We start from the raw sequence: 17,254 nt of genomic DNA on the forward strand, positions 1-17,254 counted from the left end.
AACGGGGCTGCACGCATGGACAATCGCAACAACACTATTGCCGGATGGGTTCTGTTTGCCGGCATTTGCGCGCTCGGGCTGTCGATCGGCTCGGGCATGGTGTTTGCGACCCACCACCCCGAAAAGGAAGGCTATCCGATCGAGGATAGCGAAGCCGGCGCCGGCGGCGAAGCGGCAACTCCGCTCCCCAATCTGCTCGCCGCGGCCGACCCCGCGAAGGGCGAAGCGGTATTCGCCAAATGCGCGGCGTGCCACACCGTCAACCAGGGCGGCGCCAATGGCATCGGCCCCAACCTCTATGGCACGATGGGCGAGGAAATCGGCCACGGCAAGCAGGGCTTTGCCTTTTCGGCAGCGCTCGCGGGTGTCGGCGGAAGCTGGGACTTCGAAAAGATGGACGCATGGCTGACCAGCCCGCGCAAGTTCGCGCCGGGAACGAAAATGTCGTTCGCGGGCCTGTCGAGCCCCGAGGACCGTGCCAATCTGATGGTCTATCTGAATTCGCAGGGATCGAACCTGCCGCTGCCCGCACCGGTCGAAACCGCCGCGGCGGAAGGGGGCGAAGAAGCTGCGGCCGCTGCGGCCGAGGGTGATGCGGCCCCGGCCGAAGCCGCTGCCGCACCGGCAGAAGGCGAAGCGCCCGCTCCGGCCGAAGCCAAGAAATAATGCACGCCGCGCCCGTCCTGCTGGCGGGCGCGCTCATCGCCGCGTCGCTCGGCGGCTGCGGCAAGGCGAGCAAGCCTGACGAAGCCCCGGCGGCGCAGTCTGCGCCGGCCGAGACCCCTGCACCTGCTGCGATCAAACCGACCGCGGCGATGGGCGAGCAGATTTTCCGTCGCTGCATGGCGTGCCACACGGTCGACAAGGGCGGCGCGAACGGCATTGGCCCGAACCTCCACGGCGTCGTCGGCCGCGCGGTCGCCGCGCATCCGGGCTTTTCCTATTCGGGCGCGATGAAAGCCAGAGGCGGCGTCTGGGACGAAGCCGCGCTCGACACCTTCCTTGCTGACCCGATGAAGACGCTCCCCGGCACGCGCATGGCCTTTGCCGGCGTCATCGACGCAGCGGATCGCGAGGCGTTGATCCTGTATCTGAAAACGCAGTCCGAATAGCCCCTCCTCTTCGGAGGCGATTATAATATTTGCAAATGCGCGTCGGCTTTGGGGTGGGGAGCTGCCGTTCGACAAAACCCCTCCTCTTCAGAGGAGGGGCAGCGAGACTTGGGAGCTTGCTCCCTAGTCGCAGCGGGGTGGTGCATGGCGTCTTGCGCGCTGTCGCGCGCCACCACCCCAACCCCTCCTCTGAAGAGGAGGGGCTTGAGAACGTCCCGTCCGGCCCGAAAGCGACCCTCAATCCTCGGCATTCTCGTAGAAATGCTGGATGATGCTCCACGCCTCTTCCGCCGTTTCGACGAAGGCGAAGAGGTCGAGGTCGCGGGCGCTGACGACGCCCTCTTCGACCAGCGCGTCGAAATTGACGACGCGGTGCCAGAAATCCTTGCCGAACAGGAGCACAGGGATCGGCTTGATCTTGCCCGTCTGGATCAGCGTCAATAATTCGAACGTCTCGTCGAAGGTGCCGAAGCCGCCCGGAAAGACGCACACCGCGCGCGCGCGCAGCAGGAAGTGCATCTTGCGCAGCGCGAAATAGTGGAACTGAAAGCTGAGGTCCGGGGTGACGTAGCGGTTCGGCGCCTGCTCGTGCGGCAGGACGATATTGAGGCCGATCGATTCGCGCCCCTCGTCGGCGGCGCCGCGGTTCGCGGCTTCCATGATCGACGGGCCGCCGCCCGAACAGACGACGAAATGACGGCACCCCTTGTCGTCGCACGGATATTGGCTCGCGAGCCGCGCGAGCGCGCGCGCTTCGTCATAATATTTGGCCTTGGCCTTCAGCCGGCGCGCGATGTTGCGGCTTTCGTCATCGGTCGCCGCCGCCTCGAGGCCGTCGGCGACGCCCGGTTCGGGAATGCGCGCCGAGCCATAGATGACGAGCGTCGATTCGATCCCCGCTTCCTCGAGCAACAGTTCGGGCTTGAGCAGTTCGAGCTGAAAGCGGACCGGACGCAGATCCTCGCGCAGCAGGAAGTCGGTATCCTGGAAGGCGAGCCGATAGGCCGCGCTCGCGGTCTGCGGGGTCGAAAGCGCCTGCTTCGCGAACTGGGCGTCGTCCTTCGCCTTGTGAAAGCGCGAGCGGTGCGGTTGTTTGTCTTCTGCCATCCGCGAGCGGCTAGCCGCTCCGCATGACTTTGCCAAGGCGAACCCGCGTCAGCGGCAATAGCCGTTGCCGCTCATGTCGAGATGGAAGTGATTATAGTGCGCCGCATTATAGTCGGGGCTGAGTACGGTGCCGAAGCGGCGGCACGCCGATATGTGGAGCGCGCGCAGGAACTGCTGCGACGATTTGTCGCCGTTCCACCCGCCGTCGAGCATGATCCGCCGGCCATCGGCGAGCACGAAGCCCGAGACGTCGACCGCGTTCGACAGCGCATGCTGCGACAGCCGGCCAGAGCGGCCGCCATAGATATTGCGGCAGCTGTAGGTGCCGAAGGTTTCGACCCTTACCACCTCGGTCCTGAAATAGAGGCGCGCCGCGGGGCGCACGGCATATTCGACCCACGCGGCGAAATTGCGCGCGAGCGGACAGGTCATCGGCCCCAGATTGGTGACCGGGGTGCCGATGTCGAGCAGCTTCACCGAATCGATCGACGTGCAGCCGCCGCCGTGATCCGCATTGGGCAGCGGGGTGAATTTCACCCCCGCTTGCTGGAGGTCGGCGGCGCATTGCCGCGCCGCCGCGCTGGTGAAGGAGGGGGTGAGGGTCGCCTGCGGACGCGACGACGGACTGGCACCCGGGCGCTGCGACGCGCTGCGCTTCATCGCATCGGGGGTTCCCGAGCAGGCCGCGACGGCCAATGCGGCAGCAACCGCCACAAGGGTCCGCGGCCGGTGGGCCAGGGTCATCGCCATGGCGCCAACCTACCGAAAATCTGGTTAACAAGCTGCAAAGCATTTGCTCGGCTCACCGAAAATTTCGCACGGGCAGCGCAATTCGTTTGACTCGTGCGCGCTCGCCCTTAAACGCGGCGCCGGGCCACGCGGTCCCAACGCCGCGCGTGCTCTCTGTAAGGAGAGTTTTATGACTGACGCCACGAAGCCGCAGGTGCGCCCTGCGCGCGCCACTTTCTCTTCCGGTCCCTGCGCGAAGCCGCCGGGCTGGTCCCCCGAAAAAATTTCCACCGAATCGCTCGGCCGTTCGCATCGCGCGAAGATCGGCAAGGCGCGCCTCCAATATTGCATCGACCTGATGCGCGAGGTGCTGCAATTGCCCGACACCCACCGCATCGGCATCGTGCCCGGATCGGACACCGGCGCCTTCGAAATGGCGATGTGGACGATGCTCGGCGCGCGCCCGGTGACGACGCTGGCGTGGGAGAGCTTCGGTGAGGGCTGGGTCACCGATGCCGCCAAGCAGCTCAAGCTCGATCCGACGATTATCCGCGCCGATTACGGCCTGCTTCCCGACCTCAGCCAGATCGGCTGGTCGAACGACGTGCTCTTCACCTGGAACGGCACGACTTCGGGCGTCCGCGTTCCGAATGGCGACTGGATCGCCGATGACCGGCAGGGCCTGAGCTTCGCCGACGCGACCAGCGCGGTGTTCGCCTATGACCTGCCGTGGGACAAGATCGACGTCGCGACCTTCAGCTGGCAGAAAGTGCTCGGCGGCGAAGGCGGCCACGGCGTGCTGATCCTCGGCCCCCGCGCGGTCGAACGCCTCGAAAGCCATACTCCTGACTGGCCGCTGCCCAAAGTGTTCCGCCTGACCAAGGGCGGCAAGCTGGTCGAGGGCGTGTTCAAGGGCGAGACGATCAACACGCCGTCGATGCTCGCGGTCGAGGATGTGATCTTCGCACTCGAATGGGCGAAGTCGCTCGGCGGGCTCGACGGCCTGAAGGCGCGCAGCGATGCGAACGCCGCGGCGCTCGATGCGATCGTCGAGGCGCGCGACTGGCTGAGCCACCTCGCCGCCGATCCCGCGAGCCGGTCGAAAACCTCGGTGTGCCTGTCGGTCGCCGGAGCGGATGCGGATTTCATCAAGAAATTCGCCGGCCTGCTCGAAGCCGAAGGCGCGGCATACGACATCGCGGGCTATCGCGACGCGCCTCCGGGGCTGCGCATCTGGTGCGGCGCGACCGTCGACACCGCCGATATCGAAGCGCTCGGCCCGTGGCTCGACTGGGCTTACGCTTCGCTCAAGTGATTTCTGTGTGTCCCCGCGAAGGCGGGGACCCATCTCCTGCCATTTCATTCCGCAAGCATCGGGAGCTGGGCTCCCGCCTTCGCGGGAGCACACGGAAGGTATTATTCCAATGACCACACCCAAAGTCCTCATCAGCGACAAGATGGACCCCAAGGCCGCGCAGATCTTCAAGGAACGCGGCATCGACGTCGACGTCATCACCGGCAAGACGAAGGACGAGCTGATCGCCATGATCGGCGATTATGACGGGCTCGCGATCCGCTCGGCAACGAAGGTCACCGCCGACGTCCTCGCTGCGGCAACGAAGCTGAAAGTTGTCGGGCGCGCGGGCATCGGGGTCGACAATGTCGACATAGCCGAAGCGTCGAAAAAGGGCGTCGTCGTGATGAACACGCCGTTCGGCAACTCGATCACCACCGCCGAACACGCGATCGCGATGATGTTCGCGCTCGCGCGCCAGATCCCCGAAGCCAATGCGCTGACGCAGGCGGGCAAATGGCCGAAGAACGACTTCATGGGCGTCGAACTGACGCAGAAGACGCTCGGCCTGATCGGCTGCGGCAATATCGGCAGCATCGTCGCCGAACGCGCGCTAGGCCTGAAGATGAAGGTCGTTGCCTTCGACCCCTTCCTGACCCCCGAGCGCGCGATCGAACTCGGCGTCGAAAAGGCCGATCTCGACACCTTGCTGGCAAGAGCCGACTTCATCACGCTGCACACGCCGCTGACCGACCAGACCCGCAATGTGTTGTCGAAGGAAAATCTCGCCAAGACCAAGAAGGGCGTGCGGATCATCAATTGCGCGCGCGGCGGGCTGATCGACGAGACAGCGCTCAGGGAGGCGCTCGATTCGGGCCATGTCGCGGGCGCGGCGCTCGACGTGTTCGCGACCGAGCCGCCGGCGGCCGACCATCCGCTGTTCGGTGCGCCGAACTTCATCTGCACCCCGCACCTCGGCGCGTCGACCGACGAGGCGCAGGTCAATGTCGCGATCCAGGTCGCCGAGCAGATTTCGGATTATCTGCTCACCGGCGGGATCACCAACGCGCTCAACGTGCCGAGCCTGTCGGCCGAGGAAGCGCCGAAGCTGCGCCCCTATATGAGCCTCGCCGAAAAGCTCGGCAGCCTCGTCGGCCAGCTCGCGCACGACAATCTCAACACCATCTCGATCGAGGTCGAGGGCGCGGCGGCCGAGCTCAACATGAAGCCGATCACCGCGGCGGTGCTCACCGGGCTGATGCGGCGCTATTCGGACAGCGTCAACATGGTCAACGCGCCGCATCTCGCGCGCGAGCGCGGAATGGACGTGCGCGAAGTGCGCCACGACCGCGAAGGCGACTATCACACGCTGATCCGCGTCACCGTCGCGACGAGCCAGGGCGACCGCTCGGTCGCAGGCACGCTGTTCAGCAACAACGACCCGCGCCTCGTCGAGATGTTCGGGATCAAGGTCGAGGCCGACCTTGCGGGCGACATGCTCTATATCGTCAACGAGGACGCGCCGGGCTTTATCGGCCGCATCGGCGGCGCGCTCGGCGATGCCGGGCTCAACATCGGCACCTTCCACCTCGGCCGCCGCGCCGCGGGGGGCGAGGCAGTGCTGCTGCTCAGCCTCGATTCGCCCATGCCCGAACCCTTGCTGTGGCAGATTTGCCAGCTTCCCGGCGTCAAGACGGTGAAGGGGCTGAAGTTCTAGGCCAACGCCTCCTCCCCTTCAGGGGAGGGGCAGCGAGACTTGCGAGCTTGCTCGCTAGTCGCAGCGGGGTGGGCAAACGCACCGCCAGATGCTCGCTTCGCTCGCGCCCACCCCCAACCCCTCACACAAGCGGGAGGGGAGATTTGTTGAACTCGCCGCCCCGCCATCCTAAGGCCACCGCAATGACCAAGGCCCCCGCCCTGCTGCCCGAAGGCCTCCGCGACCGCCTGCCCGCGCAGGCGGAGGCGGCGTCGCGCGTGACCCGCGCGCTCGTCGATGCGATGCGGTCGCACGGCTATGGCCGCGTCGCGCCGCCGCTCGCCGAATTTCGCGAGACGCTGGGCGGCGACGATGAGCGCGCGTCGCGCGACCTCTTGCGCTTCACCGATCCGGTGTCGCAGCGCACGATCGCGCTGCGCCCCGACATGACGCGGCAGGTCGGCCGCATCGCCACCTCGCTGCTCGCGCAGGCGCCGCGACCGCTGCGGCTCTGCTATGCGGGGCAGGTCGTCAAGCTGCGCGCGAGCCAGCTTCGCCCGGCGCGCGAAATGTTGCAGGTCGGCGCCGAGCTGATCGGCAGCGACAGCGTCGCCGCGGCGCGCGAGATCGTGACCGTCGCGATCGACGCGCTCGAGGCGGCGGGGATCGGGCCGGTGACGCTCGACTTCACCCTTCCCGACGTCGTCGACCTGCTCGCGGGCGGGCCGCTGCCGGTTGCGGTCGACCGCGACGAACTGCGCGACGAACTCGACGCCAAGGATGCCGGCGCGCTGATCCGCATCGGCGCCGAGGCCTATCTGCCTTTGCTCCGCGCGACCGGCCCGTTCGACCGCGCGATCGCCGACCTGCGCGCTTTCGACACCGCGGGCGTGCTGACGAGCCGCCTCGACGCGATCGAGGCGATCGCCGCGCCGATCCGCGATCGCGTCGCGCTGACGCTCGACCCGACCGAGCGCCACGGTTTCGCCTATCAAAGCTGGTTCGGTTTCTCGATCTTCGTCCCCGGACAGGGCGCCCACGTCGGATTGGGCGGCAGCTATGCGATTCCGGTCGGCGGCGGGCAGGAAGAGCCCGCGGTCGGCTTTTCGCTCTATCCCGACCCGCTGATCGACGAGGGGCTGGCGCAGGAGGACGAGCGCGAGCGGCGGATTTTCCTGCCGCTCGGCCACGACGCCGCGATCGCCGCAAGCCTGCGCGCCGACGGCTGGCGCACCATCGCGGCGCTCACCGGCGCCGACGATGCAGCGCGGCTGGGCTGCGGCTACCGCCTCGGCCCCGACGGCCCCGTCGCGCTTCCCGAATAAGCGTTATTCCGTCGCTTCCGCCGGACAGTCCAGCTCGCCCGGAATCACATCGAAATGGCGCGGTCCGACCATGCCCGCGGGCGCCGGCCTTTTGACGATCGCGACCGGCAGGAAACAGGTGCCGGCCGAGACGCGGTAGAGGTCGGGGCGCACATATTCGATCCGGTCGACCTGCTGATCGTCGGGAAGGAGCGCCTGAACCTCGCTGCTCTCCAATATCGCCTTCAACTCGGCAAGCCGCTGATATTTGGGCGGTAGTGCCGCCGTGGCGGGGATCGCGGCAAACAGGAATCCGATGGCGAGAGTCGTCGGCAATCTCTTCATTCTATCCCTCCGTCATTCTGGAAATCCGCCCGTCCAAATCGCGGCACACCCTTGTTCTGGCCCGGCGGGTCGAGAACGGTGGTGTCCAGATCGAGCGGTTCGCCGATCCAGTGCGCGAGCGTCGTATGGTCGGCGAGGTCGTCGTCGGTGAGCGGATGAACCAGCGCGCGCAACCCCGCCGCTTCGATTCGCGACGTGACCGCTTCGACCGAGCACGCGCGGAAATGCACCTCATATTGCGGACACGGGTGCGGTCCGATCGGGCGATCGGTCATCGGGCCGACGAGCAGGATGGCCGGATCGCCCGCCAATGCGTCGCGCAGCGCAGCGGCGGCGGGGCGCTCGGCGGGATCGTAATAGATGTGGGCGTGATAGGGGGCGTCGGGGTCGGTCATCCCATGCAGCTAGCAAATAGTTTCCGCAAAAGGGAGGGCATCGTTCGCAAAGCCTTGCCCAGTCGCGCTGCGCGCCCTTGTATCCGCGGCCAAATCCGCTAAGGCCGCGCCGGGCCAAATGGCCTCGCTCAGCAGGACAGCATCATGGCAAATGTTACCGTCATCGGGTCGCAATGGGGCGACGAGGGCAAGGGCAAGATCGTCGACTGGCTCGCGAGCCGCGCCGACGCCGTGGTCCGCTTTCAGGGCGGGCACAACGCCGGCCATACGCTCGTCGTCGGCAACCAGACCTACAAGCTGTCGCTGCTCCCGTCGGGGATCGTCACCGGCACGCTGTCGATCATCGGCAATGGCGTGGTGCTCGACCCCTGGGCGCTCAAGGACGAAATCGCCAAGCTGCGCGGCCAGGGCGTGACGATCAGCCCCGACAATTTCGCCATCGCCGACAATTGCGCGCTGATCCTGCCCTTTCACCGCGATCTCGACGCGCTGCGCGAGACCGCGGCGGGCGCGGGCAAGATCGGCACCACCGGGCGCGGCATCGGTCCCGCCTATGAGGACAAGGTCGGCCGCCGCGCGATCCGCGTCTGCGACCTCGCGCATCTCGACCATCTCGAGCCGCAGCTCGACCGCTTGACCGCGCATCACGACGCGCTGCGCGCCGGCTTCGGCGAGCCGCCGATCGACCGCGAGCAACTGGTCGCCGAGCTGCGCGAAATCGCCGACTTCGTGCTCGAATATGCGCAGCCGGTGTGGAAGCGGCTGAAGAAGGTCCGCAAGGCGGGCGCCCGCATATTGTTCGAGGGCGCGCAGGGCGTGCTGCTCGACATCGATCATGGCACCTATCCCTTCGTCACCAGCTCGAACACGGTGAGCGGCACCGCGGCATCGGGATCGGGTCTCGGCCCGTCGGCGGTCGGCTTCGTGCTCGGCATCGCCAAGGCCTATACGACGCGCGTCGGCAGCGGCCCCTTTCCGACCGAGCTCGAGGACGAGACCGGGCAGCGTCTCGGCGAGCGCGGGCACGAGTTCGGCACCGTCACCGGGCGCAAGCGCCGCTGCGGCTGGTTCGACGCGGTGCTGGTGCGGCAGAGCTGCGCGGTCGCGGGGGTGACGGGCATCGCGCTCACCAAGCTCGACGTGCTCGACGGCTTCGAAAAGGTCCGCATCTGCACCGGCTACCGGCTGCGTGGCAAGATCCTCGACTATTTCCCGAGCCACGCCGCCGATCAGGCCGCGGTCGAGCCGATCTATGAGGAAATGGACGGCTGGAGCGAATCGACCGCGGGCGCGCGCAGCTATGCCGACCTGCCCGCGCAGGCGATCAAATATATCCAGCGCGTGCAGGAACTGATCGAGACGCCGATCGCGCTCGTGTCGACGAGCCCCGAGCGCGAGGACACGATCCTGATCCGCGACCCGTTCAGCGATTGACGTCAATAACATCGTCATTGCGAGCGCAGCGAAGCAATCCAGAGCCTGCGTAGAACGCCCTGGATTGCTTCGCTGCGCTCGCAATGACGGACAGGGCGGCTACCGCCCTTTCCAATTGCCGTCGGCCATGGCACCACTGCCGCCATGACCCGCTCGATCCTCATCCTCTACGGAAGCTATCGCCGCGACCGGCAGGGCATCAAGCTCGCGCGCTGGCTGGTCGACGCCATCAACGACCGCGGCGACCGCGCCGAGCTGATCGACGCGCAGGCGGTCGGCCTGCCGATGCTCGACCGGATGTACAAGGAATATCCGAAGGGCGAGGCGCCGCCGGCGATGGAGGAACTGGCCGGCAAGATCCGCGCCGCCGACGGCTTCCTGTTCGTCACCGGCGAATATAATTGGGGACCACAGCCTGGCCTCAAGAATCTGACCGACCATTTCCTCGAGGAATGGTTCTGGCGCCCCGCGGCGATCGCCTGTTACTCGGCCGGTCCGTGGTCGGGCGTGCGCGCGATGATGGGCTGGCGCGACATACTCGGCGAAATGGGGATGGCGGTCACCTCGTCGATCCTGCCGGTCGGACGGATCGGCGGTGCTTTCGACGCCGACGGCCGGCCGGCGGGCGAGGATGGCGCGCGGCTGGAAAAGGCCTTCCCGCGCTTTGCCGATGATCTGGGTTGGTGGATCGACGCGGCGAAGGCGCAGCGGGCCAGGCAGGCGCCGCCCTATTAGACCATCGCTCCATAAATCTGCACCGTGATTCCGATTCCCTGCGATTGGCCCTACCCCGATTTGAGCTCGCTGCTGAGCCGCAAGCTCGCGCGCCAGAAGAAGAAGGCCGGGATCAGCCCCAGCCATCCCGCGCCATAGAGGACATAGCGCACGCTTTCCTCGCCATAGGCCGGCGCGAGTGCGTCCGACAGCACGCCGAACAGGAACGGCCCGAAGCCGAGCCCGATCAGATTCTGCCCGAACAGCATGATCGACGCGGCGACCGCGCGCGCCTGCGGCCGCACCAGCCCCTGCACGCAGGCATAGGCGGGGCCGTAATAGGCCGAGTTCAGGATCGTCGGCAGGACCAGCATGGCGACCGCGACGCGCCAGTCCTCCATCGCATAGCCCAGGAAGAGGATCGGCGCGCCGATCGCCATGCCGAAGGCCGGGAGCGAGAGAATGTGGCGCTTGTCGCGCTTGCCGAAGATGTCCGCGCACTTGCCGCCGAGCCAGGTTCCGAACACGCCGGCAAGCCCGAGGACGATCGCCATCGACAGCCCCGCCTCGGTCGTCGAGAGGCCGTGGCTGCGGATGAAGAAGCTGATCGTCCAAAGCGCCTTGCCATAGCCGAGGAAGGCGGTGACCGACGCCGCGATCAATATATAGACGAACGCGCGCGAGGCGAAGATTTCCTTGAACGCGGCGCGCGCGCCCAATTGCGGGGGCCGCGCCACGACCGCGCCCTCGATGGCGTGGCGATGGCGCGGCTCGCGCATGAAGAACAGCACCGCGAGCGCCAGCAGCAGCCCCGGCGCCCCGACGAGCATCAGCGCTATGCGCCAGCCATAAAGGTCGTTGACCACGCCGCCGAGGATCAGCCCGAGGAGCGAACCGATCGGCACGCCGAGGCCGTAAAAGGCGATCGCCGACGAGCGCTTTTCGGCGGGCACGCTGTCGGTGATCAGCGAGTGGGCGGCAGGCGTGCAACCCGCCTCGCCGACCCCGACGCCGATGCGCGCAAAGAGCAATTGCACGAAATTCTGCGCGAGCCCGCACACTGCGGTCATCGCCGACCAGATGGCGAGCGCTCCGGCGATCAGGCGGACGCGGTTGGTGCCCTCCTTGTCGGCATAACGCGCGATCGGAATGCCGAGCAGCGCATAGAAGACCGCAAAGGCCGGCCCGGCGAGCAGGCCGAGTTCGGTGTCGCTGAGCTTCAGGCTGTCCTTGATCGGTTCGGCGAGGATGTTGACGATCTGCCGGTCGAGGAAATTGAAGATATAGACGATCAGCAGGATCCACAGCATCACGCGCGTCTGGGCTTTGACACTGTCGGCTGAGGGTGGAGCGACCCCCGCGGCAAGGGCAGGTTTTCCGTTCATTTTTCTCTCCCGGGCGACGAAGGTGCAGAGCCAGGGAGAGGCTGTCAACGCCGTTGCGGCGCCCCGAAAACCGCCGCGTGCGATTGCCGCTACGGCTGCCGCGGCAAATCCGGCGCAAAAATTTTCGCCCGGCGCGGCGGTCGCCTATTCATGCTCGAGAAATTCGGTGGGCACCTTGATCGCGTGGGTCGCCAGCCGGACTTCAAAGAGGAACAGGCCGAGCGACAGCAGCAGGAAGAGCATCGCGAGGACGAACACGCCCGAAATCGCCAGCCCGATGTGCAGTCCAGCCGCATATTGCAGAAAGAGCAGCGAAACGAGGACGCACACGACGAGCCCGCCGCACACCGCACAGAGGATCGCATTGTTGATGACGCGCATCCGCTTCACGAGCAGGCGCAGCTCGTCGACGAGACGCGCATGTTCGATGCCGCTCGTCGCGCCGTGCCGTTCGGACAGCTTGCGCGAGCGGTCGATCACGCGCGCCAGCCGGCCGGTGAAGACGTTGAGCAGATTGCCCATCGCGACCAGCAGGAACACCGGCGCGACGGACAATTGGATCGTCTGGGCGATCGTCGGCGCCCCGTCGAGGATGGAAGTCAGCGCCTAGCTCCCGCTACCGGCGGCGACCGAGGGCGTGTTGACGCCGTGCATCGACAGGAATTTGCGGATGTTGCGCGCCGCCTGGCGGATGCGCTGCTCATTCTCGACCATCGCGATGCGGACGAAGCCCTCGCCGTCCTCGCCATAGCCGACGCCGGGCGCAACCGCGACCTTGGCATGGGTCAGAAGCTGCTTCGAAAATTCGAGGCTGCCCATGTCCTTCAGCGCAGGCGGCAGCGGCGCCCAGGCGAACATCGACGCAGGCGGACTCGGGATATCCCAGCCGGCGCGCGCGAAACTTTCGACCATCACGTCGCGGCGCTTCTGATAAAGCTCGCGGTTCTTCGCGACGATGTCCTGCGGCCCGTTGAGCGCCGCGCACGCCGCCGCCTGGATCGGGGTGAAGGCGCCGTAATCGAGATAGGATTTGACGCGCGTCATCGCGGCGATCAGCCTTTTGTTGCCGACCGCAAAGCCCATGCGCCAGCCCGCCATCGAATAGGTCTTCGACATCGAGGTGAACTCGATCGCGACATCCTTCGCGCCCGGCACCTGCAGGATCGAGGGGGTCGGATTGCCGTCGTAATAAAGCTCCGAATAGGCGAGGTCCGAAAGCACCCAGACCTTATTCTCCTTCGCCCAGGCGACGAGCCGTTCGTAGAAGGCAAGATCGACCGCCTCGGCGGTCGGGTTCGACGGATAGTTGACCACCAGGATCGACGGACGCGGCACGGTGAACGCCATCGCGCGGTCGAGCGCACGCCAGTAATTCTCGTCGGGCGTCGTCGGCACGCTGCGGATCGTCGCCCCGGCGATGATGAAGCCGAAGGTGTGGATCGGATAGCTGGGGTTCGGCGCGAGCACGACGTCGCCGGGGCCGGTGATCGCGGTCGCGAGGCTCGCGAGCCCTTCCTTCGACCCCATCGTCACCACGACCTCGCTTTCGGGGTCGAGCTCGACGTTGAAGCGGCGCGCGTAATAGTTCGCCTGCGCGCGGCGGAGGCCCGGAATGCCCTTCGACTGCGAATAGCCGTGCGCATCGGGCTTTTGCGCGACCTCGCACAGCTTGTCGATCACATGCTGCGGCGGCGGCAGGTCGGGGTTGCCCATCCCCAGGTCGATGATGTCCTCGCCCGCGGCTCGCGCGGCCGCTCGCATCGCATTCACTTCGGCGATGACATAGGGCGGCAGGCGCTTGATGCGGTAGAATTCATCGTCGGACATGGGAAACTAGAACAACTCCTTTTCGTTAGGTAATAAAATGTCGCGAACGGCGCCTCGCCAGCCACGACGTGACTTGTTATACGCAACAGACGAGAGGCTTACCAGCGGGAACCAGCATGAGCGAGCGAGGCCAGGACGGAACGGACGAAGCCGGCAACACACCGAACCCCTTCATGCCCGCACCCGAGGATTTGCAGCACTGGACGAGCGTGATGGCGCGCGCACAGGCGATGATGCTCGAATATGCGCTGGGGCAGGCGGACGAGGAAAAGGACGCCCAGCCGCTGTTCGACCCGTCGAAGTGGCTCGGCAGCGACGGCGCGCAAATCTGGGCCGAACAATCGGCGAAGATGTGGGAACAGGGCGCGCGCTTCTGGTCGTCGCTCGCGACGCTCACGCCGGGTTTCGCGCCAGAGACTGCCGCCGAAACCCCGAAGGATCGGCGCTTCGCCGACCCCGACTGGACGCAGAACCCCGCCTTTGCGCTGATCCGCCAGACCTATGGCCTGCTCTCCGATCAACTGCTCGAAACCGCGCGCCAGCTGCCCGGGCTCGACGCCGAAGCGCGCGCGAAGATGGAGTTCGCCGCGCGCTCGATGGCCGAGGCGCTGTCGCCGACCAACCTTGCCGTCACCAACCCCGAAGTGATCAAGCGCGCGATCGAGACGCGCGGCGAAAGCCTGCTCAAAGGGCTGAAGCACATGCTCGCCGACCTCGCGCGCGGGCAGTTGAGCCATGTCGACAGGGATGCGTTCGAGCTCGGCGTGAACATCGCGACGACGCCGGGCAAGGTCATCCACGAAACCGGCCTCTATCAGCTCATCCATTATGCGCCGACGACGAAAGAGGTGCTGACCGTCCCGCTCGTCATCTTTCCGCCGTGGATCAACCGCTTCTACATCCTCGACCTCAATCCGGCGAAAAGTTTCGTCAAATGGGCGGTCGAGCAGGGATTGTCGGTGTTCATGGTCTCGTGGAAATCGGCCGACGAGACGATGGGCGACATCGTGTGGGACGATTATGTCGCGGCCGAGGTCGACGCGATCGACACGGTTCGCGAGTTGCTCGACGTGCCGCACGTCCATACGATCGGCTATTGCGTCGCGGGCACCACGCTTGCGGCGACGCTCGCGATGCTCGCCGCAAAGGGCGAAGCCGACAAGGTGAAGTCGGCGACCTTCTTTACCGCACAGGTCGATTTCGAGCAGGCGGGCGACCTCAAGCTGTTCGTCGACGAAAGCTATCTGGCGCTGCTTCAGCAATTGTCGTCGCAAGGCTTCCTCGACGGCCGCTACATGGCCGCGACCTTCAACGCGCTGCGCGGACGCGACCTCATCTGGAACTATGTCGTCAGCAATTATCTGCTCGGCAACGACTATCCGCCCTTCGACCTGCTCTATTGGAACGGCGACGTCACCAATCTGCCGGCGAAATGGCACCGCCAATATCTGGTCGACCTTTATCGCGACAACCGGCTGGTGATCCCGAACAGCCTGTCGGTGCTGGGCACGCCGATCGACCTCAGAAAGATTCGCACCCCCGCCTATATCCAGGCCGGGCGCGAAGATCATATCGCGCCGCTCGCGAGCGTCTGGCGGATGATGGATCATCTGTCCGGCCCCCGGACTTTCCTGCTTGCAGGTTCGGGACATATCGCCGGCGTGGTCAATCCGCCCGCGGCGGGCAAATATCAATATTGGACCGGCGACAATGCCGCCGGGAGCCTGGAGGAGTTCATCGCCTCGGCAAGCGAGACCAAGGGCAGCTGGTGGCCGCACTGGATCGGCTGGATCGCCGGACAGGATGCCGGAAAACGTCCGGCCAAGGGCGCGCGCGTGCCGGGCAAGGGCGCGAAGAAAGCCATCGAGGACGCCCCCGGCCGCTACGTCAAACAGCGGTAATATCGCTGCCTTATACGGAGGCCGCGCGATTGCGGCTTTCTGGCTTTTGTGCGCCGCACAAAAATCTCTTGCAATCCGCGATTCGCTCCTATATTGTGCAGTGCAACATAAAGGAGTTGTCCAATGGCTAGCAAGATGGACAGTGCTGAAAAGGCTTTCGAAGCCGCGACGCTGGAAACGGCCGCCAAGCCGGCGACTCCTGCGGCAACGGCAGCGACCGAAGCCGCCGTTCCGGCCCCCGCGAAGGTCGAAGCGCCAAAGACCCCGACCGTGAAGGCAAAAGCCAAGCCGGTCCAAAAGAAGGCCGCAAAGCCGGCCGCGAAAAAGGCTGCTCCCAAGAAGGCGGCCGCAAAGATCATTGCCCCCAAGCCCACAAAGGCGGCGCCGAAGCCGGCCGCTGCCCCGACCAAAGGATTCAAGACCATGAACGACACCGTCAAGAAGTTCGCTGACGAAGCCAAGACCCGCACCGAAGCGCTGACCGCCGAATTCAACGAAAAGGCGAAGGAAGCGATGGCGAAGAGCAGCAAGCTCGCCGAAGAGGCCGTCGAGTTCAACAAGGCGAACCTCGAAGCGCTTGTCGAATCGGGCAAGATCGCGGCCAAGAACCTCGAAACACTCGGCCAGGAAGGCGTCGCCTTCGCCCGCAAGAGCTTCGAAGACACGACCGCCGCGATGAAGGGCTACACCGCCGTCAAGTCGCCGGCCGAATTCTTCAAGCTCTATGCCGAGAACAGCAAGAAGGCGTTCGACGCCGCGGTTGCGCAGACCTCGAAGACCAGCGAGCTTTTTGTCAAGATGACGAACGACAGCTTCGCGCCGATCTCGAACCGCGTCTCGGTGATCACTTCGAAGATGAAGGCAGCCTGAGGGCCTTCCTCTTTCCCGAACGTCGGCGCGGGCCTCTCTCCCCTCCTCCCCGCCTGCGCCGACGCTCCCAAGGCCGCCCGCTTCCCCCCGAAGCGGGCGGTTCTTGTTTGCCCGGCATCTGCAAAAGGGGGTTAATGGACCGGCACCCTCTTGCGAATCCCCTTACGCGTGCGATATTCTGTCGATGATGCTTCCCGCTTCGATCCCCTATGCGGTCCGCCTGATGGCGGACAAGGACGAGGATACGCCCGGCGCGCCCGGCGTGGGCATTGCGACGCGCACGCGCGCGAAGCCCAAGAAGCCGTCGATGTACAAGGTGCTGCTGCTCAACGACGATTATACGCCGATGGAATTCGTCGTGATGGTGCTCCAGCGCTTCTTCAACATGGATATCGAACGCGCGACGCAGGTGATGCTGCACGTCCACCAGCAGGGCGTCGGCGTGTGCGGCGTGTTCAGCTATGAAGTCGCCGAAACCAAGGTCAATCAGGTGATGGACGCCGCACGGCAGAACCAGCACCCGCTGCAATGCACGCTCGAAAAGGCGTGATCTAGCCGGCCTTCGCCAGCCGCTCGGCATCGAGCGCCGGCGATCTTTGCCCTCGCAAGTCCCCGAAACCGAGTTCGGCCCCGCACCCCGGGCAAACGGTGGCCGTGCCGACGTCGGCCCCGCACGCCTTGTGGATATAGCCGATCGCATAGTCGGCTCCGGTCTCGCCCGGCGCATAAACCCAACGCTCGGCCCAGCCGCGCAGCGCATAAAGGACGCCGAACAGATCCTTGCCTTTGTCGGTCAGCCGATAGTCGTAACGCGGCGGGCGCGGCTGATATTCGTGGCGCGTGACGATGCCCTCCGCCACCAGCCGCTTGAGCCGCGCCGAGACGAGTTGCGGCCCCAGCCCGGTATTCGCGGCGATCGCCTCGAACCGCCGGACGCCGAAGAACAGCTCGCGCAGGATCAGCAGCACCGCGCGGTCGCCGAGCAGTTCGGCGGCACGCCCGACGGGGCAAAAGGTTTTCGACAGATCGGTGCGTCGGGGCATCTGTGCTCCTTGCCGTGGCGGGACGTCGTGGACATTTTCATCTCGCGGAAAAATCGCTTGCAACTATGATTATCATATCTACTCTTGGCGGCCAAGAG

At 65.7% G+C, this 17,254-nt stretch carries 19 protein-coding genes; 10 read left to right on the plus strand and 9 right to left on the minus strand.

What is annotated here, in order from left to right; translation table 11 throughout:
- The first annotated feature begins 15 nt into the window (after positions 1-15).
- Together CHB69_RS04535 and CHB69_RS04540 are read left to right on the plus strand one after the other, a co-directional pair.
- Positions 16-666 carry a c-type cytochrome gene (locus tag CHB69_RS04535; protein WP_089215072.1) on the plus strand — a complete coding sequence of 217 codons (651 nt, stop codon included), beginning with the start codon at positions 16-18 and terminating at the stop codon, positions 664-666.
- Complete coding sequence (locus CHB69_RS04540) at positions 666-1,112, plus strand: c-type cytochrome (RefSeq protein ID WP_089214821.1); 447 nt, start codon at positions 666-668, stop codon at positions 1,110-1,112. The genes CHB69_RS04535 and CHB69_RS04540 overlap by 1 nt, the downstream gene beginning before the upstream one ends.
- Before the next feature lie 237 nt (positions 1,113-1,349).
- Here the strand turns inward: CHB69_RS04540 and CHB69_RS04545 are convergent, their stop codons facing one another.
- Entirely contained in the window at positions 1,350-2,219 is an 870-nt protein-coding gene (locus CHB69_RS04545; protein WP_089214822.1) for an LOG family protein, read from the minus strand.
- A gap of 48 nt (positions 2,220-2,267) precedes the next feature.
- Positions 2,268-2,963: an extensin family protein gene (locus CHB69_RS04550; RefSeq protein WP_425442407.1), complete on the minus strand. Its 696-nt coding sequence runs from the start codon at positions 2,961-2,963 to the stop codon at positions 2,268-2,270.
- 175 nt (positions 2,964-3,138) lie between these two features.
- Here CHB69_RS04550 and CHB69_RS04555 point away from each other — a divergent pair, with 175 nt between their 5' ends.
- From CHB69_RS04555 to CHB69_RS04565, 3 genes are all read left to right on the plus strand, one after another.
- Positions 3,139-4,263, plus strand: a complete 1,125-nt coding sequence (locus CHB69_RS04555) for a phosphoserine transaminase (RefSeq protein WP_089214824.1) — start codon at positions 3,139-3,141, stop codon at positions 4,261-4,263.
- Positions 4,264-4,372: 109 nt separating this feature from the next.
- Entirely contained in the window at positions 4,373-5,959 is a 1,587-nt protein-coding gene (gene serA, locus CHB69_RS04560; RefSeq protein WP_089214825.1) for a phosphoglycerate dehydrogenase, read from the plus strand.
- A gap of 182 nt (positions 5,960-6,141) precedes the next feature.
- On the plus strand, positions 6,142-7,263 hold the full coding sequence (locus tag CHB69_RS04565; RefSeq protein WP_089214826.1) for an ATP phosphoribosyltransferase regulatory subunit: 1,122 nt from the start codon (positions 6,142-6,144) through the stop codon (positions 7,261-7,263).
- 3 nt (positions 7,264-7,266) lie between these two features.
- Here CHB69_RS04565 and CHB69_RS04570 read toward each other — a convergent pair whose 3' ends face one another.
- Entirely contained in the window at positions 7,267-7,587 is a 321-nt protein-coding gene (locus tag CHB69_RS04570; protein WP_089214827.1) for a hypothetical protein, read from the minus strand.
- Positions 7,584-7,982 carry a DOPA 4,5-dioxygenase family protein gene (locus CHB69_RS04575; RefSeq protein WP_089214828.1) on the minus strand — a complete coding sequence of 133 codons (399 nt, stop codon included), beginning with the start codon at positions 7,980-7,982 and terminating at the stop codon, positions 7,584-7,586. The genes CHB69_RS04570 and CHB69_RS04575 overlap by 4 nt, the downstream gene beginning before the upstream one ends.
- Before the next feature lie 144 nt (positions 7,983-8,126).
- Here CHB69_RS04575 and CHB69_RS04580 point away from each other — a divergent pair, with 144 nt between their 5' ends.
- Both CHB69_RS04580 and CHB69_RS04585 read left to right on the plus strand, forming a co-directional pair.
- The gene (locus CHB69_RS04580) at positions 8,127-9,416 is read left to right on the plus strand and encodes an adenylosuccinate synthase (RefSeq protein WP_089214829.1); all 1,290 of its coding nucleotides are present in this window, start codon (positions 8,127-8,129) and stop codon (positions 9,414-9,416) included.
- Positions 9,417-9,560: 144 nt separating this feature from the next.
- Positions 9,561-10,151, plus strand: coding sequence for an NADPH-dependent FMN reductase (locus CHB69_RS04585; RefSeq protein ID WP_089214830.1), 591 nt, complete (start codon positions 9,561-9,563; stop codon positions 10,149-10,151).
- Positions 10,152-10,201: 50 nt separating this feature from the next.
- Here the strand turns inward: CHB69_RS04585 and CHB69_RS04590 are convergent, their stop codons facing one another.
- From CHB69_RS04590 to CHB69_RS04600, 3 genes are all read right to left on the minus strand, one after another.
- Positions 10,202-11,515, minus strand: coding sequence for a spinster family MFS transporter (locus CHB69_RS04590; protein ID WP_089214831.1), 1,314 nt, complete (start codon positions 11,513-11,515; stop codon positions 10,202-10,204).
- Positions 11,516-11,659: 144 nt separating this feature from the next.
- On the minus strand, positions 11,660-12,070 hold the full coding sequence (locus CHB69_RS04595) for a DUF2721 domain-containing protein (protein ID WP_245836532.1): 411 nt from the start codon (positions 12,068-12,070) through the stop codon (positions 11,660-11,662).
- Positions 12,071-12,121: 51 nt separating this feature from the next.
- On the minus strand, positions 12,122-13,342 hold the full coding sequence (locus tag CHB69_RS04600; RefSeq protein ID WP_089214833.1) for an LL-diaminopimelate aminotransferase: 1,221 nt from the start codon (positions 13,340-13,342) through the stop codon (positions 12,122-12,124).
- A gap of 116 nt (positions 13,343-13,458) precedes the next feature.
- Here CHB69_RS04600 and CHB69_RS04605 point away from each other — a divergent pair, with 116 nt between their 5' ends.
- The gene (locus CHB69_RS04605; RefSeq protein WP_089214834.1) at positions 13,459-15,243 is read left to right on the plus strand and encodes a PHA/PHB synthase family protein; all 1,785 of its coding nucleotides are present in this window, start codon (positions 13,459-13,461) and stop codon (positions 15,241-15,243) included.
- On the opposite strand, the gene CHB69_RS20460 is transcribed toward CHB69_RS04605, so the two are convergent.
- Positions 15,225-15,668 (minus strand): hypothetical protein, encoded by a 444-nt coding sequence (locus CHB69_RS20460; protein ID WP_245836533.1) that lies wholly within the window; start codon positions 15,666-15,668, stop codon positions 15,225-15,227. The genes CHB69_RS04605 and CHB69_RS20460 overlap by 19 nt on opposite strands.
- Between CHB69_RS20460 and CHB69_RS20465 the strand changes: the two genes are divergently transcribed.
- Both CHB69_RS20465 and clpS read left to right on the plus strand, forming a co-directional pair.
- On the plus strand, positions 15,667-16,113 hold the full coding sequence (locus tag CHB69_RS20465; RefSeq protein WP_245836534.1) for a phasin family protein: 447 nt from the start codon (positions 15,667-15,669) through the stop codon (positions 16,111-16,113). The genes CHB69_RS20460 and CHB69_RS20465 overlap by 2 nt on opposite strands.
- Before the next feature lie 223 nt (positions 16,114-16,336).
- The gene (clpS, locus tag CHB69_RS04615; protein ID WP_245836567.1) at positions 16,337-16,663 is read left to right on the plus strand and encodes an ATP-dependent Clp protease adapter ClpS; all 327 of its coding nucleotides are present in this window, start codon (positions 16,337-16,339) and stop codon (positions 16,661-16,663) included.
- 1 nt (position 16,664) lies between these two features.
- Here the strand turns inward: clpS and CHB69_RS04620 are convergent, their stop codons facing one another.
- Positions 16,665-17,156 carry a winged helix-turn-helix transcriptional regulator gene (locus CHB69_RS04620; protein ID WP_089214837.1) on the minus strand — a complete coding sequence of 164 codons (492 nt, stop codon included), beginning with the start codon at positions 17,154-17,156 and terminating at the stop codon, positions 16,665-16,667.
- Positions 17,157-17,254: the final 98 nt, after the last annotated feature.

Source organism: Sphingopyxis indica, assembly GCF_900188185.1.
GTDB classification, from domain to species: Bacteria; Pseudomonadota; Alphaproteobacteria; order Sphingomonadales; family Sphingomonadaceae; genus Sphingopyxis; species Sphingopyxis indica.

Coding starts and splice junctions, on each gene's coding strand:
- CHB69_RS04535 (WP_089215072.1), top strand. CDS start 16: ATGGACAATCGCAACAACACTATTGCCGGATGGGTTCTGTTTGCCGGC.
- CHB69_RS04540 (WP_089214821.1), top strand. CDS start 666: ATGCACGCCGCGCCCGTCCTGCTGGCGGGCGCGCTCATCGCCGCGTCG.
- CHB69_RS04545 (WP_089214822.1), bottom strand. CDS start 2,219: ATGGCAGAAGACAAACAACCGCACCGCTCGCGCTTTCACAAGGCGAAG.
- CHB69_RS04550 (WP_425442407.1), bottom strand. CDS start 2,963: ATGACCCTGGCCCACCGGCCGCGGACCCTTGTGGCGGTTGCTGCCGCA.
- CHB69_RS04555 (WP_089214824.1), top strand. CDS start 3,139: ATGACTGACGCCACGAAGCCGCAGGTGCGCCCTGCGCGCGCCACTTTC.
- serA (WP_089214825.1), top strand. CDS start 4,373: ATGACCACACCCAAAGTCCTCATCAGCGACAAGATGGACCCCAAGGCC.
- CHB69_RS04565 (WP_089214826.1), top strand. CDS start 6,142: ATGACCAAGGCCCCCGCCCTGCTGCCCGAAGGCCTCCGCGACCGCCTG.
- CHB69_RS04570 (WP_089214827.1), bottom strand. CDS start 7,587: ATGAAGAGATTGCCGACGACTCTCGCCATCGGATTCCTGTTTGCCGCG.
- CHB69_RS04575 (WP_089214828.1), bottom strand. CDS start 7,982: ATGACCGACCCCGACGCCCCCTATCACGCCCACATCTATTACGATCCC.
- CHB69_RS04580 (WP_089214829.1), top strand. CDS start 8,127: ATGGCAAATGTTACCGTCATCGGGTCGCAATGGGGCGACGAGGGCAAG.
- CHB69_RS04585 (WP_089214830.1), top strand. CDS start 9,561: ATGACCCGCTCGATCCTCATCCTCTACGGAAGCTATCGCCGCGACCGG.
- CHB69_RS04590 (WP_089214831.1), bottom strand. CDS start 11,515: ATGAACGGAAAACCTGCCCTTGCCGCGGGGGTCGCTCCACCCTCAGCC.
- CHB69_RS04600 (WP_089214833.1), bottom strand. CDS start 13,342: ATGTCCGACGATGAATTCTACCGCATCAAGCGCCTGCCGCCCTATGTC.
- CHB69_RS04605 (WP_089214834.1), top strand. CDS start 13,459: ATGAGCGAGCGAGGCCAGGACGGAACGGACGAAGCCGGCAACACACCG.
- CHB69_RS20465 (WP_245836534.1), top strand. CDS start 15,667: ATGAACGACACCGTCAAGAAGTTCGCTGACGAAGCCAAGACCCGCACC.
- CHB69_RS20460 (WP_245836533.1), bottom strand. CDS start 15,668: ATGGTCTTGAATCCTTTGGTCGGGGCAGCGGCCGGCTTCGGCGCCGCC.
- clpS (WP_245836567.1), top strand. CDS start 16,337: ATGGCGGACAAGGACGAGGATACGCCCGGCGCGCCCGGCGTGGGCATT.
- CHB69_RS04620 (WP_089214837.1), bottom strand. CDS start 17,156: ATGCCCCGACGCACCGATCTGTCGAAAACCTTTTGCCCCGTCGGGCGT.